Annotated in this window: 20 protein-coding genes; 8 read left to right on the forward strand and 12 right to left on the reverse strand. The window is 54.2% G+C overall.

The annotated features are described in order from the left end of the window. The first annotated feature begins 119 nt into the window (after positions 1 to 119). Positions 120 to 683 (forward strand): sigma-70 family RNA polymerase sigma factor, encoded by a 564-nt coding sequence (locus tag SR894_RS18205; RefSeq protein WP_223289123.1) that lies wholly within the window; start codon positions 120 to 122, stop codon positions 681 to 683. Continuing rightward, positions 662 to 1372, forward strand: coding sequence for an anti-sigma factor (locus SR894_RS18210; RefSeq protein ID WP_223289124.1), 711 nt, complete (start codon positions 662 to 664; stop codon positions 1370 to 1372). Before SR894_RS18205 ends, SR894_RS18210 begins: the two co-directional genes overlap by 22 nt. Here the strand turns inward: SR894_RS18210 and SR894_RS18215 are convergent. Continuing rightward, on the reverse strand, positions 1367 to 2806 hold the full coding sequence (locus SR894_RS18215; protein WP_133731394.1) for an aminotransferase-like domain-containing protein: 1440 nt from the start codon (positions 2804 to 2806) through the stop codon (positions 1367 to 1369). The two genes, SR894_RS18210 and SR894_RS18215, sit on opposite strands and share 6 nt — an antisense overlap. Positions 2807 to 2970: 164 nt before the next feature. Between SR894_RS18215 and SR894_RS18220 the strand changes: the two genes are divergently transcribed. Both SR894_RS18220 and SR894_RS18225 read left to right on the forward strand, forming a co-directional pair. After that, positions 2971 to 3183, forward strand: coding sequence for a YjiS-like domain-containing protein (locus SR894_RS18220; protein ID WP_133731395.1), 213 nt, complete (start codon positions 2971 to 2973; stop codon positions 3181 to 3183). Then, entirely contained in the window at positions 3170 to 4042 is an 873-nt protein-coding gene (locus SR894_RS18225) for a PhzF family phenazine biosynthesis protein (protein ID WP_223289125.1), read from the forward strand. Before SR894_RS18220 ends, SR894_RS18225 begins: the two co-directional genes overlap by 14 nt. Before the next feature lie 72 nt (positions 4043 to 4114). On the opposite strand, the gene SR894_RS18230 is transcribed toward SR894_RS18225, so the two are convergent. From SR894_RS18230 to SR894_RS18245, 4 genes are all read right to left on the reverse strand, one after another. Beyond that, complete coding sequence (locus tag SR894_RS18230; protein ID WP_223289126.1) at positions 4115 to 4513, reverse strand: Hsp20/alpha crystallin family protein; 399 nt, start codon at positions 4511 to 4513, stop codon at positions 4115 to 4117. Positions 4514 to 4550: 37 nt separating this feature from the next. Then, positions 4551 to 5012, reverse strand: coding sequence for an Hsp20/alpha crystallin family protein (locus SR894_RS18235; RefSeq protein WP_223289127.1), 462 nt, complete (start codon positions 5010 to 5012; stop codon positions 4551 to 4553). A 187-nt stretch (positions 5013 to 5199) separates the two neighbouring features. Then, complete coding sequence (locus SR894_RS18240; RefSeq protein WP_133731399.1) at positions 5200 to 5475, reverse strand: PAAR domain-containing protein; 276 nt, start codon at positions 5473 to 5475, stop codon at positions 5200 to 5202. Between the two features lie 121 nt (positions 5476 to 5596). Further along, positions 5597 to 6649 carry a class I fructose-bisphosphate aldolase gene (locus SR894_RS18245; protein WP_223289128.1) on the reverse strand — a complete coding sequence of 351 codons (1053 nt, stop codon included), beginning with the start codon at positions 6647 to 6649 and terminating at the stop codon, positions 5597 to 5599. Between the two features lie 353 nt (positions 6650 to 7002). Between SR894_RS18245 and SR894_RS18250 the strand changes: the two genes are divergently transcribed. Then, positions 7003 to 7557 (forward strand): zf-TFIIB domain-containing protein, encoded by a 555-nt coding sequence (locus SR894_RS18250; protein WP_223289129.1) that lies wholly within the window; start codon positions 7003 to 7005, stop codon positions 7555 to 7557. 114 nt (positions 7558 to 7671) lie between these two features. On the opposite strand, the gene SR894_RS18255 is transcribed toward SR894_RS18250, so the two are convergent. The 3 genes from SR894_RS18255 to SR894_RS18265 all read right to left on the reverse strand — a co-directional run bounded on the left by SR894_RS18255 (position 7672) and on the right by SR894_RS18265 (position 15333). Next, positions 7672 to 12591 carry a DNA repair ATPase gene (locus SR894_RS18255; RefSeq protein ID WP_246638303.1) on the reverse strand — a complete coding sequence of 1640 codons (4920 nt, stop codon included), beginning with the start codon at positions 12589 to 12591 and terminating at the stop codon, positions 7672 to 7674. A 154-nt stretch (positions 12592 to 12745) separates the two neighbouring features. After that, on the reverse strand, positions 12746 to 14677 hold the full coding sequence (locus SR894_RS18260; RefSeq protein ID WP_223289131.1) for a hypothetical protein: 1932 nt from the start codon (positions 14675 to 14677) through the stop codon (positions 12746 to 12748). Positions 14678 to 14700: 23 nt separating this feature from the next. Continuing rightward, complete coding sequence (locus tag SR894_RS18265; protein ID WP_223289132.1) at positions 14701 to 15333, reverse strand: hypothetical protein; 633 nt, start codon at positions 15331 to 15333, stop codon at positions 14701 to 14703. A 108-nt stretch (positions 15334 to 15441) separates the two neighbouring features. Here SR894_RS18265 and SR894_RS18270 point away from each other — a divergent pair, with 108 nt between their 5' ends. Continuing rightward, positions 15442 to 16434, forward strand: coding sequence for an IS30 family transposase (locus SR894_RS18270; protein WP_223289247.1), 993 nt, complete (start codon positions 15442 to 15444; stop codon positions 16432 to 16434). Positions 16435 to 16766: 332 nt separating this feature from the next. Here SR894_RS18270 and SR894_RS18275 read toward each other — a convergent pair whose 3' ends face one another. Then, a complete protein-coding gene (locus SR894_RS18275; protein WP_223288424.1) occupies positions 16767 to 17729 on the reverse strand; it encodes a nucleoside recognition domain-containing protein in 963 nt (320 codons plus the stop codon). A gap of 125 nt (positions 17730 to 17854) precedes the next feature. On the opposite strand from SR894_RS18275, the gene SR894_RS18280 reads away from it, so the two are divergent. After that, the gene (locus SR894_RS18280; RefSeq protein ID WP_223288425.1) at positions 17855 to 18313 is read left to right on the forward strand and encodes an Lrp/AsnC family transcriptional regulator; all 459 of its coding nucleotides are present in this window, start codon (positions 17855 to 17857) and stop codon (positions 18311 to 18313) included. A gap of 7 nt (positions 18314 to 18320) precedes the next feature. On the opposite strand, the gene SR894_RS18285 is transcribed toward SR894_RS18280, so the two are convergent. The 3 genes from SR894_RS18285 to aptA all read right to left on the reverse strand — a co-directional run bounded on the left by SR894_RS18285 (position 18321) and on the right by aptA (position 21950). Next, positions 18321 to 18941: a TetR/AcrR family transcriptional regulator gene (locus tag SR894_RS18285; RefSeq protein WP_223288426.1), complete on the reverse strand. Its 621-nt coding sequence runs from the start codon at positions 18939 to 18941 to the stop codon at positions 18321 to 18323. Positions 18942 to 19033: 92 nt separating this feature from the next. After that, the gene (locus SR894_RS18290) at positions 19034 to 20530 is read right to left on the reverse strand and encodes a CoA-acylating methylmalonate-semialdehyde dehydrogenase (RefSeq protein WP_223288427.1); all 1497 of its coding nucleotides are present in this window, start codon (positions 20528 to 20530) and stop codon (positions 19034 to 19036) included. A gap of 46 nt (positions 20531 to 20576) precedes the next feature. Beyond that, on the reverse strand, positions 20577 to 21950 hold the full coding sequence (aptA, locus tag SR894_RS18295) for an omega-aminotransferase AptA (protein WP_223288428.1): 1374 nt from the start codon (positions 21948 to 21950) through the stop codon (positions 20577 to 20579). A 193-nt stretch (positions 21951 to 22143) separates the two neighbouring features. Between aptA and SR894_RS18300 the strand changes: the two genes are divergently transcribed. Continuing rightward, positions 22144 to 23412, forward strand: coding sequence for a Zn-dependent hydrolase (locus SR894_RS18300; protein ID WP_223288429.1), 1269 nt, complete (start codon positions 22144 to 22146; stop codon positions 23410 to 23412). Positions 23413 to 23416 lie beyond the last annotated feature (4 nt).

Genomic DNA, 23416 nt, shown 5'->3' on the forward strand with positions numbered 1-23416 from the left:
GCCAAAGCGGATGCAAATTATCTCAAAAATATTTTATTCGCTGCTTACCCCTCGCCTATTGCCTTCAACGGCGGGCTCACCAAGACTGACATTTCGGTTTACTGTGCTGAGATGCCTGAATGCTAGATGCCACACAACGCCACCAATATCTTATTGAACAACTCAACGGCTGCGCCCAGGGCGACCGCAACGCATTCGAGCGCCTTTATCGTGCCTCCAGTGCGCATCTATATGCTCAGTTGCTGCGTATAGTAAGAGATGAAGGTGCCGCACAGGATTGTCTCCAACATGTTTTTATCAGAATCTGGCATGCTGCCGACCAATACGACGCCACACGAGCCAAGCCGATGACCTGGCTGTCCACACTCGCTCGCAATATTGGCATCGACTGGCTGCGCCGCCAGAAACCCCAAGACGCCACCACCGATGAACCCTTGTTAGCAACGCTACAAGGCACCGACGACCCTGAATATGACAGCATCAGTCATCAGCAAAGCGCCAAACTGAATGACTGCCTCGACACACTCAGTGGTAATCAGCGCCAGTTAATGGAAATGGCCTACTTTCAGGGTATGACTCACAGCGAGCTTGCCAGCTCTCTGTCCCAACCGCTGGGCAGCGTCAAAAGCTGGATCCGCCGTGGACTCGAGAGGTTAAAAACATGTCTAACCAATGGGATTTAAGCGACCCTGATGATCGCCACCTTGCGGCTGGTGAGTACGTACTGAGCGTACTGGATCGAGACCAAAAAGCACGATTTGAAGCGCTGTTGGCTGTCAGCCATGACCTACGTAATGACGTGGAAGCTTGGCGAGAGCATCTCCACTTGTTCAACGAACGCCTGGATCCTAAGACACCGCCAAAAGAGGTCTGGCAGCGCATTACAGCGGCGACCGGGGCGTTACCTTTACGCTGGTGGCAACGCCTGGGTGCATGGCAGGCCATGGCGGCCAGTTTTGGGGTAATGGCGGTCGCGCTGGGCCTTCTTTGGCAACAAGCTGAACTGACTACGCCGCCAGAGGGAGAAGCGGTGTTCGTGGTTCAGGACGAATCGCGCACGCCAGGCTGGATCATTAGCGCCACCGAGGGGGGAGAGCTGATCGTGCAAGCGGTTCAACCAACCCAGGTCAATAGCGAGCAGACCGGCGAGCTGTGGTTGATTGCCGATGGCACGCCCATTTCTCTAGGCCTGCTGCCGGAGCAAGGCAGCCTACGTCTCCAACCCAGTGCGGAGCTACGCGCCCAATTATTCAATGCCGATTTAGCCGTAAGTGTTGAGCCTCAAGGGGGCGCTCCCGGTGGACAACCAACCGGGCCGATTATCGACCATGGCCGTTTGACGCCAATGGCGGGTAGTAATTTCAATTTATAAGACAACCTCATGCGCCTGCGCTTCTTCCACCATCTCCGTGGCTAGCGCCCCCACCGTTCGCACGGCCGCTTCGATGCTAGGCGTAAGCGTGAAAGCGTAGTTCAAGCGCAAGCACTGGCGAAACTTACCCGAGGCTGAAAACAGCGATCCTGGTGCTACGTGGATAGCACGCTCCGCCAAGCGTTCATTCAAGCGCACGCAATCCACGGCGGCGGGTAGCTCTACCCATAGCAAAAAGCCCCCTTGTGGGTAGCTAATACCCGCTCCCTTGTGGAAGTAGCGCTGAACCCAACTGATCATGATATCGCGCTGGCGCTGATATTGGCGGGTAGCGTAACGGACATGGCGCTCGTAGTGGCCTTTGGCGACGAACTCCGCAACTGCCAGCTGCGGCAACGTCGCCGAAGCGCCAGTGGAGACATACTTCATATGCAACGCCTGATCACGATAGCGCCCTGGCGCTAGCCAACCCACTCTTAGCCCCGGCCCCACGGTTTTGGAAAAGCCGCTGCATAGCATCACGCGCCCGTCGTCATCGAAAGATTTCACAGTACGCGGTCTTGGCAGAGTAAATGACAGGTCACCGTAGATATCATCTTCGATAATGGCCACATCAAAGCGTTGGGCAAGCTGAAACAGCGCCCGCTTGCGTGCTTCAGGCATGGTGTAGCCCAGCGGGTTGTTGTAAGTGGGCGTGACCTGTATCGCGCGAATCGGCCACTGTTCCAGCGCCAGTTCCAGAGCTTCCAGACTAATACCGGTTTGCGGGTCGGTGGGTATTTCCAGGGCTTTTAAGCCGTTGGCCTTGAGTATCTGCATGGTGCCGTAAAAGCTGGGCGAATCGACAGCCACCACATCACCCGGCTGGGTGAGCGTGCGCAGCGCAATCGAAAGCGCCTCCTGACAGCCGGTGGTCACCATAATGTCGTCTGGGTGTAGCAAGCAGCCGGAAGCAATAGCCAATCGCGCCACCTGTTGGCGCAGCTCGGGGCTACCGCTCAACCTATCGTAATTGAATCCGTGCAGGTCATTACTGCGATGAAGGCCAGCGAGGATTTTCGACAGCGGCCGCAGCGTTTCATACTCAAAATTCGGTATGCCGCGCCCCAGCAGCAGCCGCACGTCATCACGTTGGGTGGCGACGAGCTCCAGCACTTGATCCCACTGGGAAATATCCAGCGGGCGCTGCGCGGGTCGTGAGACCGACGGCAGCACCGATGGTACGCGGCTAGGCAGTACGAAGTAGCCCGATTTTGGTCGAGACTCAATCAATCCCACGTCCATCAGCTGGCGGCAAGCCTCCTGGGCCGTCGAGATGCTAACGTCCAGCTCCTGGCACACTGCACGGATAGAAGGCAGGCGATCACCCACACGGTAAATTCCGTGTTCGATACGCTCGCGCAAAATGCTGGCGACTTCTTCATAGCGCGTCATGACACTCCCCCTGATGCAGCCTGATAACAATACAGATGACCTCGAAATCGGCCATACAGAGGCATAACACGCCCCTCTGTATCATAAAAACATTAAAATCTATATCTGTATTCAAATGATAGCACTGAGTAATCTGGTTGGGCATATAACACGGAGGATTAGCCATGCCACGCTTCAGCCTCACCCAGCTTCGTTATCAGCTAAGATCTCAACTGCGTCAGTACCGCCACTACCGTCGCAGCCGACGCCAACTGCTATCACTTGATGACAGACTACTTGATGATATCGGCATTGACCGCACACAGGCGCTCAAAGAGGGACATAAAGCGTTTTGGAAGCATACACCACTCGATGAGGGGCCTTATGAAAACCGCTGAGTATTACCTACTCGACGTCTTTACCGACCAGCCGTTTACCGGCAACCCATTGGCCGTCTTTCTAGAGGCTGATGGGTTGGCAGCCAGTACCATGCAGGCGCTGGCTAATGAGCTTAACCTGGCCGAAACGGTGTTTTTAAGTTCAGCCGCTGAACCGAATCACTACCCGATGCGGATCTTTACGCCTAGTCGTGAGCTACCTTTTGCAGGCCACCCTACGGTAGGCACCGCGCACCTGCTAAGAGAGCTGAATTTAGTGAACCGCGAGCAAGGCGTTGTCCTCCAACCTCCCATCGGCGAGCTAGTGGTTAATTATGAACAAGATAGGGCAACGTTTAAGACCGCCCAGCCCGCCATGATCACCGACAGCACTATTGATCGCACCACTGCCGTTGAGCTGCTGGGATTGGACATCCATCAAGTTATTGGTGATCCGGTGATTGCTTCCTTTGGGCTACCCTTTCATTTGATCGAACTCACTGATATGGCAGCGCTAGAGAGCGTACGTATTGCTACGACGGCTTGGGCAAGTGCTGTTATGGCTAGCAGTGCCGTCCAGATTTACCTGTATGTTATTGAACAACAAGGCGGGGCAGAAACGATTGTTCACAGCCGCATGTTTTGTATGCATGCCAGCATTTGCGAAGACCCCGCTACCGGTAGCGCCGCAGCTGCTTTAACCGGCTATTTGGCCTCACTTCAACCCGATGCTTTGCATTGCAAGATTCATCAGGGTGTTGAGATGGGGCGGCCTAGTGTTATCTACACAGCAGCAAATGGCGGTATCAAACCCGGTTTTGTGCAGGTTGGCGGTAACACAGTGGTAGTGGGTAAGGGAGAGTTTTACCTAGAACAGTAACCAAAAGCTGAAACAAAAAAAGAGTGCCCACGTTATCGCGGACACTCAGCATCTATTCTCAGTTGGCTAACGTTATGCTGCCTGTACCTCAATACGGCGTGTACGGTGGCTATCTTTCTTGGGCAGCGTTAGCGTCAGTACGCCGTTGACGAGAGTGGCGCTAATGGCATCACTGTCCACTTCGTGACTGAGGTTAAAACGCCGCGCAAAACGCTGGCCGCGAACCTCGGCGTGCAGCGCGCTCAGCCCTTCGGGCATATTTAGCGCTATCTCACCCTCCAAGCTCAGCACGTTGTTGTCGAGCTCTATTTTCAGCGTCTCATTAGTCACGCCGGGCATATCCGCCACCAGTTTGAGCGCGTTAGACTCCTCAATAATATCCACCGCTGGCAGCAGGGTTTCTTCACGGCGTTGCTCTTCGCCACCTTGTTGCAGCGGGGAGTGGTTGGATGAACGAACAACGTTATTCATGATTTATCCCTCCTTCTTCAAGGTTAACAAACATGATTTACGCCGCCTGAACATCAATACGCCGCGGCTTGAGTTCTTCGCGTTTAGGCAACACGATCTCGAACACACCATGGGCATGGCGTGCCTCTGCCCGTTCGGCATCGAGACCGTCGGGGAGCGCAATCGCTCTAACAAACTCACCGCTGGCGCGCTCACGACGAAATACCGGGCGGGAGCTGCCATCTTCATTACTGCCCGTCACAGCATCGCGTTTGCCACGCAGTGTCAGCACATTATCCTGAACATCGATGGTCAAATCCGAGGGTGCCAGACCCGCCGCAAACACATAGACCCTCACGGCATCGTCGCTCCGAGCGACATTGATCATCGGGAAACTACCACGCGGCACCGCGCGAATATCCATCACATTGGTGTCAGGCAAGAAGCCATCCAGCAACTGGCTAAACCAGTCAAACTGGCGAGGCAAACCGGTTTCAAAACGCTTGAGATCATCGAACATATCGAACACCTCCTACGTTAAGCAGACTATGAAAGTTGTCATAAGAGGCAGCCTCTTACGCAACCCACAGAAGCAGCCTCTACGCTGTAAAAAATAGGAGCGGTCAGTCGATTTTCAAGGGTCTGGATGGCAATTTTCAGGCTTTTTTAACGGCCGCCAGCGCTCTGATCAGAGGGGGCAGAAATCACTACTTACCGATGATGACCGTCCCCGACCCGGTGATGACTACATTACCGTGGGCACCCACACTGCTCAGGACAGCAGCAGGCTTACTATTGACGAATACGGTGGATGAAACCTCGTGGGTAATAGGACTGCCACATGCAGATTTATCGTCTAGTCTTGCGGCAGACAACCCATCGTAAAAAACATCAGGCGAGCCACTTACCAACGGGTTTGTTCCGTGCCCTGGTATAGGGCACGCGGTAAGGTCGGTAATACGTGCTGCAGGCTTTCCACTCATGATATAGCTCCTTAAGCGTATGCCGTTTTAAACATCTCAATGCGACGATTATTTAATATTAATTAATATTCATCAAGTTTACTGGTGCTCGTTTAAGGTCTACGGTCAGCCAATAGCCAGCTTAAGCGACCATTACATCGGTAGAGAGATAGACATCCTGAATCGCATGCAGCAGCTCAACGCCTTCCTGCATCGGTTTTTGGAACGCCTTACGCCCTGAGATCAAGCCCATACCACCGGCACGTTTATTGATCACCGCCGTGCGCACCGCTTCGCCGAGATCAGAATGCCCCTTGGAGCCCCCGCCGGAATTAATCAAACCCGCGCGGCCCATAAAGCAGTTGGCGACCTGGTAGCGGGCCAAATCAATGGGGTGGTCAGTGGTTAGCTCGCTGTAGACATTGTCATGAGTATGGCCAAAGCCTACTGCACGGTAACCGCCGTTGTTCTCGGGTAGTTTCTGTTTGACGATATCCGCCTTAAGGGTAGCGGCCATATGGTTAGCTTGGCTGGTGAGGTCGGCGGAGACGTGATAGTCGGTACCGTCCTGCTTGAAGGCTGGATTGCGCAGATAAGCCCACAGCACCGTTACCATGCCCAACTGGTGAGCGCGCTCGAAGGCTTCGCTAATTTCCATGATTTGCCGACGGCTCTCATGGGAGCCAAAGTAAATCGTCGCCCCCACCGCCACGCACCCCATATCGTGGGCCTGGTCTACATCGGCAAATAGCGTCTGATCGTATATCGCCGGATGGCTCAATGTTTCGTTGTGGTTAAGCTTGAGCATCATCGGTATCTTGTGGGCATAACGCCGCGCCACCGATGACAAAACGCCCAGCGTCGACGCCACGCCGTTACAACCACCTTCGAGTGCCAGTTCAACGATATTGGCCGGGTCAAAGTAGCGCGGGTTAGGCGCGAAAGAAGCGCCCGCTGAGTGCTCAATGCCCTGATCTACTGGCAGCAGGCTGAGGTAACCGGTGCCCGCCAAACGGCCGTGATTAAAAAAGCTCTGCATATTGCGCAGCACCGCTGGGCTGCGGTCACTATCCGCCATAACACGGTCAATAAAATCTGGGCCCGGCAGGTGCAAGCTATCCCGGGGTACGCCCTGGCACGTGTGATTAAGCAAACTATCGGCGTCACTGCCAAGCAACGCGGCTATATCAGTCATGATGAGCTCCTTTATATTTATATGTAACAAAAAGTAAGTGTATGCCAAAAACTGCTTAAATGAAGCGTATCGATTTAATAAAGCCTAGCGCTTCAATAGACCATAGGGGAAGCACCACCGCAATCAGGTAGCACTAGGTTTCCCGACAGTTGGCAAGTCTACGACTAAAGGATGAACACACAGTAAATAATGAGTTTTATTCTCAAAGATGGATCTTTTTTCTTCGTGTCATACTAGGCATCACTTTACTCTAAGTACCTATTTTTCAGCGCAACAACTTGATCTTAATTAATCTTTGTGACAACTTTCATATATGAGAAAGATATCATGAACTTAGTAGTAGGAACGCGCCGATGAAATGTACCGCATGCCAGCAGGGAAAATTAGTTCCCAGCTTTATTGATGCCCTTTTCCGTAGCCATACTTGCGACAACTGCGGCGGCAACTGGATCTTGATTGAAGATTACATTAGCTGGAAAGAACGTCACCCCGAACATGTATTTGATGATACTGGTGTCGAGAGCGTTGAGGCGGAAGATACGGTAGGCGCGCTTATTTGCCCGGTGACCGGCGGCATTATGAGCAAGTTCCGAATCACCAAAGATAATTCCCACCGGATTGACTATAGCGCTCGTGTAGGCGGCGTTTGGCTGAATAAAGGCGAGTGGGAAATGCTGGTCGCCGAAGGACTTGCAGGTAACCTTAACAGCATACTGACAGACGCCTGGCAAAAGCGGATACGTCAGGAAAAAACCAGTGACACCTTTGAGCAGCTCTATCGCAGCAAGTTTGGTGATGTTGACTACCAAAAAGCCTTTGACGTACGCGAGTGGCTGCATAGCCACGCTCAAAAAGCCGACTTACGTGCTTTTTTAATGGCAGAAAATCCTTACTCGGCTATTGAGTGAGTGCTTTTAGATAAATGATTAATCAGCCGCTGATAATCAGCGGCTGACTTTTAACGATTAAGTATCTCCAATCAATGACTCATGATTAGTGTTCGGGTAGTTCCTCCAGCAACATTATCCATCCTCCGTTCTTACCTTCCCCCACTGCCCAACCCCTTCGGCAATTAAGCTCAGTTGGCGCACCACAAGGGCACCGGTCTCTTCATTGCCACCGGTGAGTTGCCGACGTTGGAACTCTCGTTTGATATCTTCCCAGCGCTGCTTATCCTCTTCGCTTAGGGTGCCTCTAAGCTCTTTCAGCTTGAGTAGATTCTCTTCAGCGCCGTGGGTTAACAGCTGCGCTTCGCCGACGTAGTGGTCATCAATGATCGCTTCAAGCTCGTCGTCGCTGAGGATTGGTGACATCTTCTCCGCCAACCGATTCATATTGCGGTAGCTGCCCTGCAACCGGAACGGCGGCTCGGTGCGGTACTCGTCAGCTTGGGCGCTGGAGGCGATATACTGCTGATTGACGCGCAGCACCACTTCACGTGCTTTAAACATATTCTTCAGCACCGCCACGATCTCTTCGCGCTCTGCGGCGCTATAGTCGTGTTCAAAGTCGGTGTTCGGCACCTCACGGCCCATGGCGATATCAACAAAGCGGTAAAAATCGTCCATGCCCCGCGTGGCCAAAGAGGCAAGCACCGTATTGGCACTCATGGCGTTCTCGATGTAGGAGAGCGCAAACACCTCCTCCATGCCGCTTAATACATCGCCCAGGTTATAAACATCGGCGCGGTTGGCCAGCATGTCGGGCACTTTGAACACGTCGCCGCTTTCGGTGTAGGGGTTACCCGCCATGGCGATGCAGAAGCGCTTACCGCGCATATCGTAGGTCTTGGTGCGCCCGTTCCAGATACCGTCTACCCGCCGGCTGCCGTCGCATAGCGAGATAAACTTCTGCAAAAACTCCGGATGCGTATGCTGAATATCATCCAGATAGAGCATCACGTTGTTGCCCATTTCAAACGCCAAGTTGAGCTTGATCAGCTCGGCCCTGGCGGTGGAGTGGGTAGCCGCGTCAGGATCCAGCGAGGTCACATCGTGACCAAGGCTGGGGCAATTAATCTTCATAAAGATCAGCCCCAGGCGGTTCGCCACATACTCCATCAGGGTGGTTTTACCGTAGCCGGGGGGCGAGATCATCATCAGCAAACCGCTATTATCCGTTCGCCGCGTATCTCCCACCGTGCCCATCTGCTTAGCCAGGTTATCGCCAATAATGGGTAGGTAGCTTTCGGTAATCAGCTTGTTGCGCACAAAGGAGTTGAGCGGTTTAGGTAGGTACTCTTCTAGCCGCAACTGCTCCCGCTGCTCGCGTAAAATCAGCTGACGACGCTCTTGCAGTGCCGTCCAGTCGCGTATGACGACCTGTTCATGGTGGCGCAGCCGCTCCTGAAAATCGTCTAGCTGAAGCGTGAGCTCCTGTTGTTCAAGACGCCCATGCTGGCCCAGTAGGCCGGTAACGGTGAAGGCTAGCTCGACATTATGGGTCGCGGTACTTAACCGGTCAGCCGTATTGAGCATAGCAATCGCTTCAGGCAGGTAGTGCAGCAACGCCTCTTGCTTGGCTTGCCCCGCGTGGGCCTGCAGCCAGTGGGAAGTGATCACCCAGCGGGCACCGGGGTTACCCGCCACCACCGCCAGGGCCTCTTGGAAGTGTGCGTAGTGGCCCTGCTGCTGCATGGAGGTGGTAAAGCTCTCCACCAGGCTGGCGGCGTACTGGGTGACCGGAAAACGTTCGCCCTCTTCAGCCAACTGGCGCACCAGAAAGTCAGTGGCACTGCTTATCTGACTCACCGAGCACTTGATCTGTTGGGCCGATACAAAAGCATCAAGCTGCGGCTGTACTTCCTGAATCAAGGCCCGTAGCAGATCCTCGCTATTCATAATGCGGCATAGAATGCCTGCCGAAAGACAGCGAGCGCGCAGGTTACGGGTCGCGTCTTCATCGTGAATGCGATCGGCCCAGAACAGCATCGCCAGCGCCCGGGGCAGTGGCCCAAACCCTAGCAAACCAGCGCTTTGGCGAGCCGGCCATAGGGTGCGTACGATTAATGCAGCATCGTGGTCGTGGATACCTTTTTCGTAGCTTTCGCGATAGCGCGGTGAGGCAAAATTAGCAATCTGGCGCTGAAGCTCGCTGAAATCTTCGACATTAATTGGCTTAGCACCGGGCTTCGCCAACTCGTCCATAAAGCGATAAGCAAGATACTCGGCGCGATAGACCGCTGAGCTTTCCGAAGGCAGCAGCATACCCCAGTAGTCTTGCAGCTCGGTCAGTCGCTCATCTTCCAGAGGCTCGTAATACTGGGTGCCCGTCAGGTGCAGCATGATGCGCTCTTGGCGAGGTACCAGGGTTAAATCAAGATGCTGCTGGTTGACGCTGAAGCGGTGGCGCGGCCCCAGGCGAATAACATCGCCACCGGATTCATAGATATCGGAACGGTCGCGCACGCTACGCATGGCGGCATCTTGGGAGGAGCGAAGCCGACCGGCGATATCGTCCGCCTCAAGATTGCCGCCCATCTCGCGTAGCTCATCGATCATGCTACGCACTTTGCCCACCATGGCATCCGCTGCGAAGAAGCTATGCAGCTCTTCCAGGGTTTCAAAGCGCTCCGTTCTTCGCTCCACGTTGGCCAGAATCCGCTGGCTGGCGTCGGTTAGGGTGGAGACGCGGCGTTGACGCTCATTCTGCAGCTGCTGGCGGCGTGCTTCGATGCTTTCGTGGGCGCTTTCACGCTGTTCGAGAATGGTGGTTAAAAATTCATCAAATTCGCCGAACTGACTCTCCAGCTCCTGGAGTTGGTCGAGTATGCGGGTCATCAGCTGGTCGCAGTCGTCGGGTTCCCGCAGCGCACCCACGCCATTAGCCAGGCTCTGCTCAAACAGCCGGATCTGGGCCGCAAACTGCGCCTGAGCCTCTGCGCTGCCCTGCTCTCTTAAACGGATCTCAGCCTCGGAGCGCTGCTGATTAATCGAGGCGTAGATACTAGAGATATTCTCGGTGATCCGCGTTTGCTCGATAGCATCTCCACCGGACATCGACGACAGCAGCCCTTGAATCATATCCAGGCCCGCAGTCAACTCGCGATAGCGCCCCACGCACTCTGCTAGCTGCTGGCGATTTTCCGCTTCGCCCACCTGCTCTTTCAATGTCGCCAGGGTTTCTCGGTACCCGTCCAAGGCTTCAGGCTGGGCAAGAAAGCTAAAGGTCTGCTGGGTCAGCGACTGTTCCGCTTTATCCAGCGCTTGCTCTAACGTTTGCAGGCGCTCCTCATCAAGATAGCGGCGCTCGCGCAACGCCATCAGCCGACCACGATGGTCGCGTAAGTGCTTTAAGTAGGTAACAAATAGATCGGGGGTTTTCCAACTACTGGGCTTGAGCTCCCGCAGCAGCGTCGCCTGCTGTTTTTCAACCTCGTCTAGCGCCTGGGCTGTCTGGGCACGAATCGCCTGGACTTTCTCATACTCATCGAGCATCATTTCAGCGGTGTGTTTTAGCTGCTCAAGCGCGGCCTGGATTGTCTGGAAATCAGCTTCACCAATCCAGTGGAACTGGTTCAGCGTGCGGTCGACCCGCCGGATGATGGCGTTAAAGTGGCGCTCTGACGCCTGCTGCTCGTTAGCGAGCTGCACAATACTATTGAGCTCGGCAATGCCGCGTACCAGATCAGGGTTACCGATTCGGCCTAGTGGCGTATCGTTACGCACCGCATCCTGAGCATGAAATCGCTCCGACATAAAGGGCGTCGCCCATACCTGGATAGGATGAACCAGCGTGGGCTCGTCTTCAGCGTAAAAAATCGCCAGGTGACCGTTTTCAAGTATCGCCGCCCCGTGCCCCACCATGGGAGTATCGACCTGCTTGCGGATCAAGTTGTAGCGATAAAGCACCACCTGGCCGGTTTGCGGCGCGTAGAAAATGTAAAGAACATCTTCGCCGTTTGGCGAGCGAACCATGCGCTTGAAACGCAGGTCTTCCTCGGGGACTTCGTAGGTGGTCAACTCACCGGTATTTAAGTAGTAGCCTGAAGGAAAAATCAGGCCGTGGTTTTCCGGCAGCTCAACCACCGAGCCCGCCATGGCATCGACACGTTTAACGTGCTGCTCGCCACGATTAAAAAGATAGTAGCGCCACTGTTTCTCATTGAAGGGCAAAATGCGGATCAGCACCACTGCACCAAGATCAGCATATTCAAAGCTGGCATCGTCCAGCGACTGGGAGTCTGACTCCACTGGGTCGGTAAAGACGCCTTCGCCGCTGCTGGTGTTGTTCTCAATTTTGAAGGTAATGTTGCCGCGCAGGTTATCAACGAAGACCGTATCAAGGATATTCAGATGGGGCGCACGGCCTTGCTCTTGCATATCCCGGCCTGCTGTCTGCCAGGGGAAAGCAAAGCGGTCAGGAAAGATCAGGTCACGCTCACCACGATTATCGATATAGCGGCTCACCTCGCCGCTCGCGGCTAATTCCCAGCGGAAGACACGCAGGTCGCTAAGTTTTTCACCTATTTGAAAAGCGATCAGCAGTTTGTTGTTCAGGGTGACCAGCTGAACCAGCGTAGCGTGACTGTAGTATTTCTGTAGTTCTTTGAAATCCTGAACAAAGCGGCTCTCGGTGAGGAAGCTATCCGCCATCGGCGCTTCACTTAACTCAAGCCCCTCTTCATCATCTTTGAGGTGATAAAGCGCAAAGATATCGCTCGCTTCCAGCTCTTTACGCAACCCTAATTGAACATTGAAGCCAAACAGAATTTGCTCACCAATGCGCACCATATCGCGAGCAATGGCGTTATTTTCGGTGCGTACCCGGGCTCTGCCTAAAAGCGCCATGCTGCTGCTACCGAAAACGTCAGCGCGGGCTTCATTCAGTTTACCGATCGATGCGCCCAGCTCGCCGCCCCGGGTTCTCAACCGCCGCTGAATCGTCTCAAATGCGGTGCTTTCTCTGACGATATTTTCAACCGAAGCGTGCTCCTTCGACATAGTGTTCATCCTGAAAAAGTGCTCACTAGAAATAGCAAAGACCGCAATGGGTGACAGTTGCGGTCTCAGGGTTTGTACGAAAAGTCACCGGCTGCTTAGCGCGAGACTACCGGTAAGGGTAAGGCGGCTCTCCCCTTCGAGAGCCGCCCAGCCTTTAGGCAGACTCGGAAGACTTGCCTGGGTTCATAGCACGGCTCGCCAAGCCAGCCAGCGTGGCTTGCAGCGCCGGCGATTTATCAAGCACGCCTTGCACTGCTTTACCGTAGCCTAGGCCGGCGGTGAGCTTTTCAAACACATCGCTGTCGCCACCAATCAGCTCAAACTTGGCATTTTGCATCGCGGCAGCCATCACTTTGCCATTTTCGAGCATACCGATGCGCTGGGCTTCGATTTGCGCCATGACTTCTTTCTCGTGGACTTCCAAGTTCATGCGGAACTCTTCGAAGTGGCGAGCCTCTTCGGACATATTGTCGTAAGCGCGCAGCTTTTCGACCAAGCCATTCGCTTCGGCTTTAGCCATTGCTTCCCGAGCCTGTGCTTTTGCGGTGCCCAGTTTTTCCTCGCCCATGGCCTCGGCTTCAAGGCGCTGTTCAAGAATACGCACTTCCGCCAGTCCGGCATCTTCATCAGCTTTCGCATTGGCCGTTTTAACTTCGGCCTGGGCAAAGCCTTCACTGCGCTGGGCGTGAGCACGTGCTTCCAGCACTTGTGCTTCGGCCAACCCATCTGCCGCGGCAAGTGCTTGTTGGCCACGCGCCTGCTTCTCTTCTGCGGCGGATTTCTTCTCTGCCGCATCCAGATCAGCTTGGGCGCGAATAACCGCTTCTTCCGCTTCCAGCTTGGAGCGCTCGAAGACTGCTTCCGCGGCGCGCACTTCTTTGAGCTTGCGCTCTTCCGCTTCGGCTTGAGCTGCGGTCAGGCGTGTGACCTTCTGACGCTCAGCTTCAGCGCGGTTGCGCACATCGTTAATATTCTCTTCTTCTTCAGCCACGCTGCGCTCAACCGCAATACGCTGGCTGGTAATGTCGGCAATCTCTTTGCGCTCTTCTTCCAGCGCTTTCTCCATACCGATTCGTTCAATTTCTACCGCGCGCTCGCGGGTCACATCCTCAAGCTCTTTCGCCTGACGAATGCGCACCTCTTCGATTTGTACCGCACGCTCGCGGGCCTTGGTGGCCATTTCGATCTGGCGCTGCTTGTTCTCTTCGGCAATCGCCAGCTCTTCATCGGTTTTAATCCGCGCGGCTTCGCTTTTCGCACGTTCTTGCTGAAGCACCTGCTCGGCTTCAGACTGCTCACGAGACTGCAGGCTTTCGATTTCACGACGCTGACGCGCCTCGGCATCGGCCTGAGTTCGCTCAAGCTCTAATGCGGCTTCACGAGCCGATACATTTTTGCGCTGAATTTCCAGCTCTTGGTCGCGCTCCAGGCGGTTGGTTTCAACATTGTGCCGGGCGGTAATCTCGGTGATGCATTTGATACCTTCTGAATCCAGAATATTGTTCGGATCCAGCGAGCTTTTTGGCGTCTGCTCTAAATAATCAATGGCAACGTCTTCGAGAATATAGCCATTAAGATCCTGACCAATGGTCTCAACAATGGCGTCGCGGAACTGCTGGCGCTCTTCGAAGAGCTGCATGAAGTCCATCTTTTTACCGACGGTCTTCAATGCTTCACTGAACTTGGCGTTAAACAACTCATTAACGGCATCGCGATCGGAAGCACGACCTACGCCAACGGATTTAGCAACGCGCAAGACGTCTTCGGCAGTGGCATTGACGCGTAGGTAGAATGCTACGCTAATGTCGGCACGCAAATTATCGCGGCAAATCAGCCCCTCTTTCCCGGTACGATTAAGCTCCAGGGTGATCACCGACACCTTCATGGTTTCGGAACGGTGAACAACGGGCAGCACCATAGCCCCGGTAAAGTAAACCTTGGGCGTTGAGGAAAGGTCATTAACGATTAATGCCTGGCCTTGATCTATTTTTCGATAAAAGGCTTTAAACAGTGCCAGTATCGCAAGCAGTGCAATAACAATCACACTGACAGTCACCAGTAGTGGCATGATCCACGACAAATCCATCTTTATCTCCTGCACCAAGGCAATTAATCGGCTAAGCCGGCTTCAAAATCTTTTTCAGATACCACCCAATACGCATCTTCAGTCAACAGGTACTGAATAATGATGGCGCGCTCGCCGCGCACCAGCGCTGAGTCGCTTCGCACTTGCAAAATAAGATGATCGCCATCGATATGCGCATCGGCGCGACCTTTCTCTTTTGTCACCTCTGCCGAGCGAACCGTGCACTGCTTACCTGTCAAACGCTGCTCAATAGGCAGGTGCTGAGCGGGTCGAAAAAGGGGCCGCAAAGGGCGAATCAGAAAGGACGTTACGATAGTGGCGACAACAAACCCTAATATCAGCACGACGCTATTAAACACCCACAGCAACAGGCCTGGGGTTAGGTGGGTTCCTAACAACAGCATTGCAAAATAGCTAAACAGCCAGCCGGTTAATGCCAGCAGCGTAATCACTAGCGGCAGGGGAACGCCGTGTAAGCCCAGCGTCGCCAGTAAACCGCCCAACGCCAGCGAACCGCCTTCGCCAACATCACCCTCGACTACGTCGCTATCGACCAATCCCGATAGCGAAACTAACCAGTAAAGAACGGCAACACTTAGTAGTACCGTAAAGATGACGGTAGGAAAGCTGGTGATAATCGAAATAAATAGGGGCATGCGCCTCCTGGATTCATAGAATAACCGCAGCACTTTGGACCACAAGGTAGAGGCAGGAGGGTCAGCGCCGGTACCCTCTCTGCCTTACCTACCAAAGTGAAGCAGAGCATGGGATACCGACAACTGACCCAGAGCCAACGATACCAAATTTTTGCCTATCTTGAGACCGGCATTAGCCAGCGAAAGATAGCTAAGGCGATTGGTGTCCATAGCAGTACCATTAGTCGCGAGATAAAGCGCAACGGTCTGACCAGTGGTTATGCGCCTGAACAGGCTCAATCGGCAAGTGATCAGCGTCGACGCACTGCCTGGAAAGTGACGAAGCGGCTGCCCAGCCTGATTCGCTGGGTCACTGACCAATTGATGGACGAATGGAGCCCTCAGCAAATCAGTGGCTTCATGGCCAATGCCAACGGGGTCTGCGTAAGCCATCAATGGATCTATGCGTTAATCTGGGACGACAAGAAGCACGGTGGAACCTTATGGAAACGGCTCCGACTGCCACGCCAGCGGCGCTATCAGCGCCAATTGGCTAAGCGGGCGGGGTTAGGCAAAATCCCGCACCGAGTAGGCATTGAGCAGCGCCCTGCCAAGGTGGAAGAACGGCGCCATATCGGCCATTGGGAAGGCGACACGGTGCTTAAGGGCCACAAAGAATCTGGACTGGTGACCCTGGTCGAAAGACGCAGTGGCTACCTCTTGGCAGCGCGGCTGCCAACAATCACCGCCACTAGAACGGCTCAGGCAATGACGCGGTTATTGGCACCACGCCGAGGGGCAGTGCACTCCATCACTTTGGATAATGGGTCGGAATTCGCTGAGCACCGGAAAGTTGCCAAGGCCGTCTCGGCTAAGACCTATTTTTGCGACCCGTACCGCTCATGCCAGCGTGGTACTAATGAAAACACCAATGGTCTGATTAGGCAGTATTTTCCTAAAGGTACTGACTTTCGCAAAGTGACCAATGCCGAGCTACGAAGTGTCGTCAATAAGCTAAACGATAGACCAAGGAAGCGACTGGGATACCGAACCCCAGCGCAGGTGTTCTTAGGCGAATACTTAGGAGCACTAGAAACCGCAGGTGCTGCACTTACTAGTTGAATCCAGGCTGAAAACCCGGTAAGGCTAAATATAAGCGCCATCAATACTGAATGCCGCCATGAGTGATCAACCCTTTTCATTTTGCTGAGAAAGGGCTTTTCAATAAAAAGTCGTATTAAGTCGATGCCATTTATTGCTCGAGACTTTAGCTCTGCTAGCAACGCCAAGAAAAACTACAGCATCTCCTAGCGAAATCAATTCAGTCATCGATTTTTAAGAGATATCTTACAAAACCAATAGCGAATGTCTTACAAAATCTGCCATTTTGGTCGGCTAGGTCTGATCACCAACGACAAAGTGGTGTTCAAACAAAGAAAACTTGGCTAAGGGGTTTACTGTCGCTTTCGTTCATCTAATCGAGCAATGAACCTAGGCCAACGGGCAATCATCGCGGTGACAATAACGGCAAAGAGTAACCTTGCCCACAAGATGCCCGCTATATCGGCCCCGAGCATCAAGATAAGCAGCGTGTCTTCTATAACGCTATGACAGAGGCCGAGAAAGCACAGTGCAAGCGTGCTATCCCGCTTGTTAAGCGCACCGTTTTGCACATCCCGAATCAGCAACCCTGCGCCGTAGCTTAATCCCAACGTGAACCCAATCACGGTAACGTTAGCCGCCGAACGGCCAATGCCTAATAGTTTGAGTAGTGGTAGCAAGCCAAGATGAATCCAGCGCTCCAGGCCGAGCTTTTTCAGAAGTTTTAGGAGCACAATCAGCGCTAAAATAATCACAAAGATAAGCGCTAGGGTTTCAAGCTGTGCTATAGCCCAGTTGCTTAGCGTCGGCGCTGGTGACAAGCTTGGTTGCCATACCAGTGCTGCTGGCGCTTGCAACAAACCAAAATACGAATAGAAGCAGTGCAAGAGCCAAGCAAGCAGCAAAGCCCCACCTACGCGCAGGAGTAACGTAGCCCACCACGGTACGCCAGCGCGCTTGGCGACAGCCCCTTCAACAGGAATCGAATGCCCTATCAGCATCAATGCACCCAGCACCGTTACTTGCTCGGTACTCAAGTGCATATCACCGGCTACTTGAAGAAAGACCACAATGGCGGTGTACAAGTTGGTAAAGAGCGCCGCCGCCCACACAACGCCCAACTGCTCGGGCAAGCCGAGTATGCTCATTAATGGAGCCAATACCGTTCCCAGCCAGCCAATGACACCCAAGAGTTCTAATGCTTTGACGATAAGCAATGCCGGAATCAGGATTTTGAGCAACGTCAGGTACACGCGCAGCGCATCTTTTAATAGGTGGGTTATCCAAGCCAATAGATGATGAATTGTTATCTGCATCAAGCCTCCGTTGCCATCCTTAGAACAACGGTTATGATAATGGGGCTCACGCAGAATCTTCTTTTCAATTCCGCACTAACAATCACTATTCGTTCTTTATGAGCTCAGGAAGGACATTTTATTTCATGGACGCCATTGATCGACGAATCCTTGATCAGCTTCAGCGTAACTCCAGCCTGACCAACCAAGCACTAGCAGATAAGATAGGACTTTCACCTTCCGCCTGCTTAAAGCGCGTTAATCGATTACGCGGCGCTGGAATCATTGAGCAGGAGGTAGCACTACTCAACCCTGACGCCCTAGAGCAGTGCCTACACATGGTGGTTGAAGTCACCATGGAGCGGGATAAAAAATCACTCTACCAGCGTTTTCTAACAACAGCGCTGAGCGCCCCTGAAGTGAAGCAGTGCTATCAGGTAACCGACGAGTGTGATTTTGTATTGATAGTGACAGTCGCTGATTTAGATGAGTACGACCGTTTCTGCGATCGCGTACTTTATGGCGACGACAATATGCGTAAGTTCCGCACGCTACTGTCACGTAAGCGGCATAAGTTTGATACGTCTGTGCAGCTCAGTCGTTGAGTGCTGCTCACGCCGTCAACCCAATCCCGCGCAAAATCACCGAGGTCACCGACTGCACGGCCTTTTCGAACTGTAAGTCGTCCAGCGGTTGGTCGTCATTAAGCAAGCAGATTTGGTAGTCAAAATCAGCGTAGTGCTGGGTGGAGGCCCAAATCATATAAAGGAGGTATGAAGGCTCGACGGGGTTGATTTGACCTGACTCGACCCACTCGCGAATTTTCGACTCTTTCAGCTTGGCCCATTCATAAAGGTTGTCGCGCAGGCGTTCTTTAAGGATCGGCGCGCCCTGCATGACTTCGGCCGCCCAAACTTTCGAGCCGTGGGCGCGGTTGCGGGAGTGGTTCATCTTGGCGCGAATATAGGTGGAAAGCACCACGCGAGGATCATCGTAGAGCTCGAAGCAGAGCGCATCCTGTTTCCACACCTCGAGAAGCTCTAACAGAACATCTTGATACAGCGCTTTTTTGGTCGAGAAGTAGTAGTGCACGTTGGACTTGGGGATCTCTGCCAGTTGTGCGATTTCGCCCATGGAAGCACCGGCATAACCCTTTTCGGCAAACAGTTGCTCTGCCGCCTGAAGAATCTTCTTAACGTTGGTCTGGCGAATTTCGTCCTGGGTTCTTGCCACGCTGTACTCGTCCCTTACGTCGAAGATGGCACCAAAAAAAGCACCGTCGCAGAACGACGGTGCTGAGAAGATCTCCTATTTACCTTAGAACGTCAACTTTGATTGGCAGGGAACGAGAACTCCGCCCGTGTCGCTTCGCTCGCGGATGGCCAGCGCTGAGAAACTGCTTTCCGGCGGGTGTAGAAGCGCACCGAGTCTGGCCCGTAGGCGTGCAAGTCGCCAAACAACGAGCGCTTCCAACCACCAAAGCTGTGGTAGGCCACGGGCACTGGTAGCGGCACGTTCACCCCGACCATGCCAACCTCGATAGCATCGGTAAAGCGACGGGCAGCTTCGCCATCGCGGGTGAACAGGCAGGTGCCGTTGCCGTACTCGTGGTCGTTGATCAGTTGCATGGCGTCGTCCAGGCTAGCGACCCGCATGACGCAGAGCACTGGCCCGAAGATCTCTTCCTGGTAAATGCGCATTTCGGCGGTGACGTTATCGAATAGGCAGCCACCCACAAAATAGCCTTCCTCGAAGCCTGCGACTTTCAGGTCACGGCCATCGGCGACCAGCGTCGCGCCAGCCCTTACGCCATCTTCGATGTAGCCAAGTACTTTATCGCGGTGCTCCGCCGTCACCAGTGGCCCCATATCCAGATCCCGCTTGGTGCCGGGGCCAACTTTTAGCTGAGCGATTTTAGGAAGTAGGGTTTCAACCAAACGCTCTGCGGTCTGGTCGCCCACGCAGACCGCTACCGAGATCGCCATGCAGCGCTCGCCACAACTACCAAACGCTGCGCCCATTAAGGTATTGGCGGCGTTCTCCAGGTCGGCATCCGGCAGCACTACCGCGTGGTTCTTCGCCCCACCCAATGCCTGAACGCGCTTACCCGCAGCGGAACCGCGCGAATAAATCGCTTCGGCAACTGGCGTTGAGCCAACAAAGGAAATGGCTTTAACGGCCTTGGCATCTAACAGCGTTTCCACCGCTTCGCGCCCGCCGTGAATTACATTCATGACACCTTTGGGTAGCCCCGCTTCTTGAAGCAGTTCAGCTACGGCCATGGCCGCTGAAGGATCTTTCTCTGAAGGTTTAAGGATGAAGGTATTACCGCAGGCAATCGCCATGGGATACATCCACAGCGGCACCATGGCGGGGAAGTTAAACGGGGTAATACCTGCCACCACACCCAACGGCTGGAAGTTTGACCAAGCATCAATGCCCGGCCCTACATTGTGGGAGTACTCACCTTTTAGCAGCTCCGGCACACCGCAAGCATACTCGACGTTCTCGATGCCGCGCTTGAGTTCGCCCATGGCATCTTCGGGGGTTTTGCCGTGCTCTTCGCTGACCAGCTGTACCAAGCGGTTAGCATTATCTTCGAGCAATTGCTTAAAGCGGTACATCACCTGGGCGCGCTTAGCGGGCGGCGTATCTCGCCAGGCGGGAAACGCCGCTTGGGCGCCGGCAATGGCGCGCTCTACATCGGCGGCATCTGCGTCAGCCACTTGGCGAATCACTTTACCCGTTGAAGGGTTGGTCACATCCAGCGTGCGCTTACTTTCAACTAACTCGCCGTTGATCAGGTGGGAAACAACACTCATATTTAAACTCTCTGAAATTTAGGTCAGTCGGTTATGCCAACGACTCTTAGGCTAACGAATCCAGGGTGGTGGCCACCGCGTCGAACAAGCGCTCCAGCTCGGCCTCGGTAGTGCCAAAGGGAGGGCCAAACTGCAGAGTGTCGCCGCCGTAGCGCACGTAGAAGCCAGCCTCCCAAAGCGCCATATGAGCATCCCTCGGGCGAATGATGGGGTCGCCGTGCCGTGGCGTTAGCTGAATGGCACCCGCTAAGCCGTAGTTACGAATATCGACAACGTGATTGCGGCCTTTCAGGGCGTGCAGTTTCTGCTCAAAGGCAGGTGCGATGGCGCTAACCTGAGCTGGGAAGTTTTCTCGCTCCATCATCTCAAGCGCAGCCAGACCCGCCGCGCAGGCCACTGGGTGGGCGCTGTAGGTGTAACCATGGGGGAATTCAACGGCGTGTTGGGGGCCACCGGCGTGCATAAAGGTGTCGAAAATCTCGCTGGAAGCGATCACTGCGCCCATGGGGATGGCGCCGTTGGTGATCTGCTTCGCCACGTTCATGATATCCGGCGTTACGCCAAAGGCTTGGGCGCCGGTGGTCGCGCCACTGCGCCCAAAGGCGGTAATCACTTCGTCAAAAATCAGCAGGATGTCATGGGCAGTACAGATCTCACGCAGCCGATCCAGATAGCCTTTTGGCGGCACGATAACACCCGCAGAGCCGGACATTGGCTCAACAATCACCGCCGCAATGGTGGAGGCATCGTGCAGGGCGATTTGATCGAGCAATGCATCGGCAAGCTCGGCACCGGTTTCCGCTTGGCCACGAGTGTAGGCGTGACCAGACTGAAGGGTATGCGGCAGATGCGTTACGTCCATCAACTGGCCGTAGTGTTTGCGATTGCCACCAATCCCGCCCAGGCTGGTACCGCCAATATTCACCCCGTGGTAGCCCTTGGCGCGGCCGATCATGCGGGTCTTCTCAGGTTTACCTTTTAGCCGCCAGTAGGCCTTGGCCATCTTCACCGAGGTATCAGCGGCTTCCGAACCTGAGTTGGTGAAAAACACATGATCCAGCCCGGATGGCGTAAGGCTGGCCACCTTTTCCGCCAGTCTGAACGCCAGCGGGTGGCCAATTTGAAAACCAGGTGCAAAGTCGAGACTGCCTAGCTGTGCCGCTACGGCTTTTTGGATCTCTTCACGGTTATGCCCCGCGCCGCAGGTCCATAGCCCGGAAAGCGAATCAAACAGCTTACGGCCCTGGTCATCAATGTAGTAGCGCCCTTCCGCCCCGGCGATAACCCGCGGATTGGCATGGAAGTCGCGGTTAGCACTAAACGGCATCCAGTAGTGCTGATTAAGCGCCGTTTTAGAAGACCCCTCCTCCATAGAAGAGCTCGATGCTTCAGGCTTCGTTTTGCTTTTTATTCCAAACATGCTGTCCAGCTCCATCGCTATAAGACTTGGTCTCAGCATGCGCCAGCAAACACGTTTATAAAATTACGCTTTTCTTTTGTTCACGTTAGAGAATCTATACGTAACGTCGGCTTTTTTATCTCTACTCTAGCAATGAGCCAAACAATAATCGGGGAGTCGCCAGCTTCCTCCGTGCTCAATAAAAGGAAGTCATATGAACTCGTTTGCTGAACCGAAAATCGCTACAGCTGATTTGCGCACTGACAGTGACCGCCTCTGGGAAGCACTAATGGAGATGGCCAAACTAGGCGCCACCCCTAAAGGCGGCGTTAATCGCCAGGCGCTTACCGATCTAGAACGCCAGGGGCGTGACCTCTTTATCCAGTGGTGCCGTGCCGAGGGCTGCACGATACGGATTGATAATATCGGCAATATTTTTGCCCGCCGGGAAGGCAGCGACCCCAACGCCAAAACTGTCATGGCAGGCAGCCACTTGGATAGCCAGCCTACCGGCGGCAAGTACGATGGCTGCTTCGGCGTGCTCTCTGGCCTGGAAGTGATCCGCACCCTTAACCAGCACAACATCACCACGCAATCCCCTATCGAAGTCGTAGCCTGGACTAACGAAGAGGGCTGTCGCTTTCCGCCCTGCATGATGGGCTCCGGGGTGTTCAGCGGCGAGCTGGAATTTGACGCCATGATGGCGCGCACCGACGCTGATGGCGTCACGGTAAGCGATGCCCTGGACGCCATTCACTACCGCGGCTGCGACAGCGTCTCGCCAGATGAGATCAAAGCTTACTTTGAACCACACATTGAACAGGGCCCGATTTTGGAAGATACCGACACCACTATTGGTGTGGTTATCGGCGGACTTGGGCAGAAGTGGTTCGACTTAACGCTGACTGGACTTGAAGCCCACGCAGGCCCTACACCGATGAACCTACGTCGGGATGCTATGATGGGCGCAGCCGAAGTCACCCAAGCGCTCAACCGTATCGCCTTTGAACATCAGCCCCACGGCCGTGGCACGGTGGGCTGCATGACGCTGCACCCCGGTTCACGTAACGTGATTCCCGGTCAGGTTAAAATGACTCTGGATATGCGCCACTGGGAGCCTGAAGCCCTTATCGCAATGGGCAAAGCGGTGGCCGCCGCCGTGGAAGACATTTGCCAACGCCACGGGCTGGCATATGAATTAACGCCCACAGCGGATTTTGCCCCGGAACACTTCAACAAAGAGTGTGTTGATGCGGTGCGTGAAGGGGCGAAGCAGCTAGGCCTATCGCATATGGACATCATCAGCGGCGCGGGCCACGATGCGATGTTTGTAGGCCGCGTAGCTCCTGCGGCAATGATCTTTATTCCCTGCAAGGACGGCATTAGTCACAACGAGATCGAAAGCGCCACGCCGGAACACGTTCATGCAGGCTGTAACGTTCTGCTCCACGCCATGCTGGACGCTGCTGGCCTAGCGGAATAGGTAT

It is taken from the genome of Vreelandella neptunia (assembly GCF_034479615.1).
Lineage (GTDB): Bacteria > Pseudomonadota > Gammaproteobacteria > Pseudomonadales > Halomonadaceae > Vreelandella > Vreelandella neptunia.

Excerpts from the sequence above, each read along its gene's own strand:
- SR894_RS18205 (WP_223289123.1), top strand. The coding sequence starts at position 120 with ATGCTAGATGCCACACAACGCCACCAATATCTTATTGAACAACTCAAC.
- SR894_RS18210 (WP_223289124.1), top strand. The coding sequence starts at position 662 with ATGTCTAACCAATGGGATTTAAGCGACCCTGATGATCGCCACCTTGCG.
- SR894_RS18215 (WP_133731394.1), bottom strand. The coding sequence starts at position 2,806 with ATGACGCGCTATGAAGAAGTCGCCAGCATTTTGCGCGAGCGTATCGAA.
- SR894_RS18220 (WP_133731395.1), top strand. The coding sequence starts at position 2,971 with ATGCCACGCTTCAGCCTCACCCAGCTTCGTTATCAGCTAAGATCTCAA.
- SR894_RS18225 (WP_223289125.1), top strand. The coding sequence starts at position 3,170 with ATGAAAACCGCTGAGTATTACCTACTCGACGTCTTTACCGACCAGCCG.
- SR894_RS18230 (WP_223289126.1), bottom strand. The coding sequence starts at position 4,513 with ATGAATAACGTTGTTCGTTCATCCAACCACTCCCCGCTGCAACAAGGT.
- SR894_RS18235 (WP_223289127.1), bottom strand. The coding sequence starts at position 5,012 with ATGTTCGATGATCTCAAGCGTTTTGAAACCGGTTTGCCTCGCCAGTTT.
- SR894_RS18240 (WP_133731399.1), bottom strand. The coding sequence starts at position 5,475 with ATGAGTGGAAAGCCTGCAGCACGTATTACCGACCTTACCGCGTGCCCT.
- SR894_RS18245 (WP_223289128.1), bottom strand. The coding sequence starts at position 6,649 with ATGACTGATATAGCCGCGTTGCTTGGCAGTGACGCCGATAGTTTGCTT.
- SR894_RS18250 (WP_223289129.1), top strand. The coding sequence starts at position 7,003 with ATGAAATGTACCGCATGCCAGCAGGGAAAATTAGTTCCCAGCTTTATT.
- SR894_RS18255 (WP_246638303.1), bottom strand. The coding sequence starts at position 12,591 with ATGTCGAAGGAGCACGCTTCGGTTGAAAATATCGTCAGAGAAAGCACC.
- SR894_RS18260 (WP_223289131.1), bottom strand. The coding sequence starts at position 14,677 with ATGGATTTGTCGTGGATCATGCCACTACTGGTGACTGTCAGTGTGATT.
- SR894_RS18265 (WP_223289132.1), bottom strand. The coding sequence starts at position 15,333 with ATGCCCCTATTTATTTCGATTATCACCAGCTTTCCTACCGTCATCTTT.
- SR894_RS18270 (WP_223289247.1), top strand. The coding sequence starts at position 15,442 with ATGGGATACCGACAACTGACCCAGAGCCAACGATACCAAATTTTTGCC.
- SR894_RS18275 (WP_223288424.1), bottom strand. The coding sequence starts at position 17,729 with ATGCAGATAACAATTCATCATCTATTGGCTTGGATAACCCACCTATTA.
- SR894_RS18280 (WP_223288425.1), top strand. The coding sequence starts at position 17,855 with ATGGACGCCATTGATCGACGAATCCTTGATCAGCTTCAGCGTAACTCC.
- SR894_RS18290 (WP_223288427.1), bottom strand. The coding sequence starts at position 20,530 with ATGAGTGTTGTTTCCCACCTGATCAACGGCGAGTTAGTTGAAAGTAAG.
- aptA (WP_223288428.1), bottom strand. The coding sequence starts at position 21,950 with ATGTTTGGAATAAAAAGCAAAACGAAGCCTGAAGCATCGAGCTCTTCT.
- SR894_RS18300 (WP_223288429.1), top strand. The coding sequence starts at position 22,144 with ATGAACTCGTTTGCTGAACCGAAAATCGCTACAGCTGATTTGCGCACT.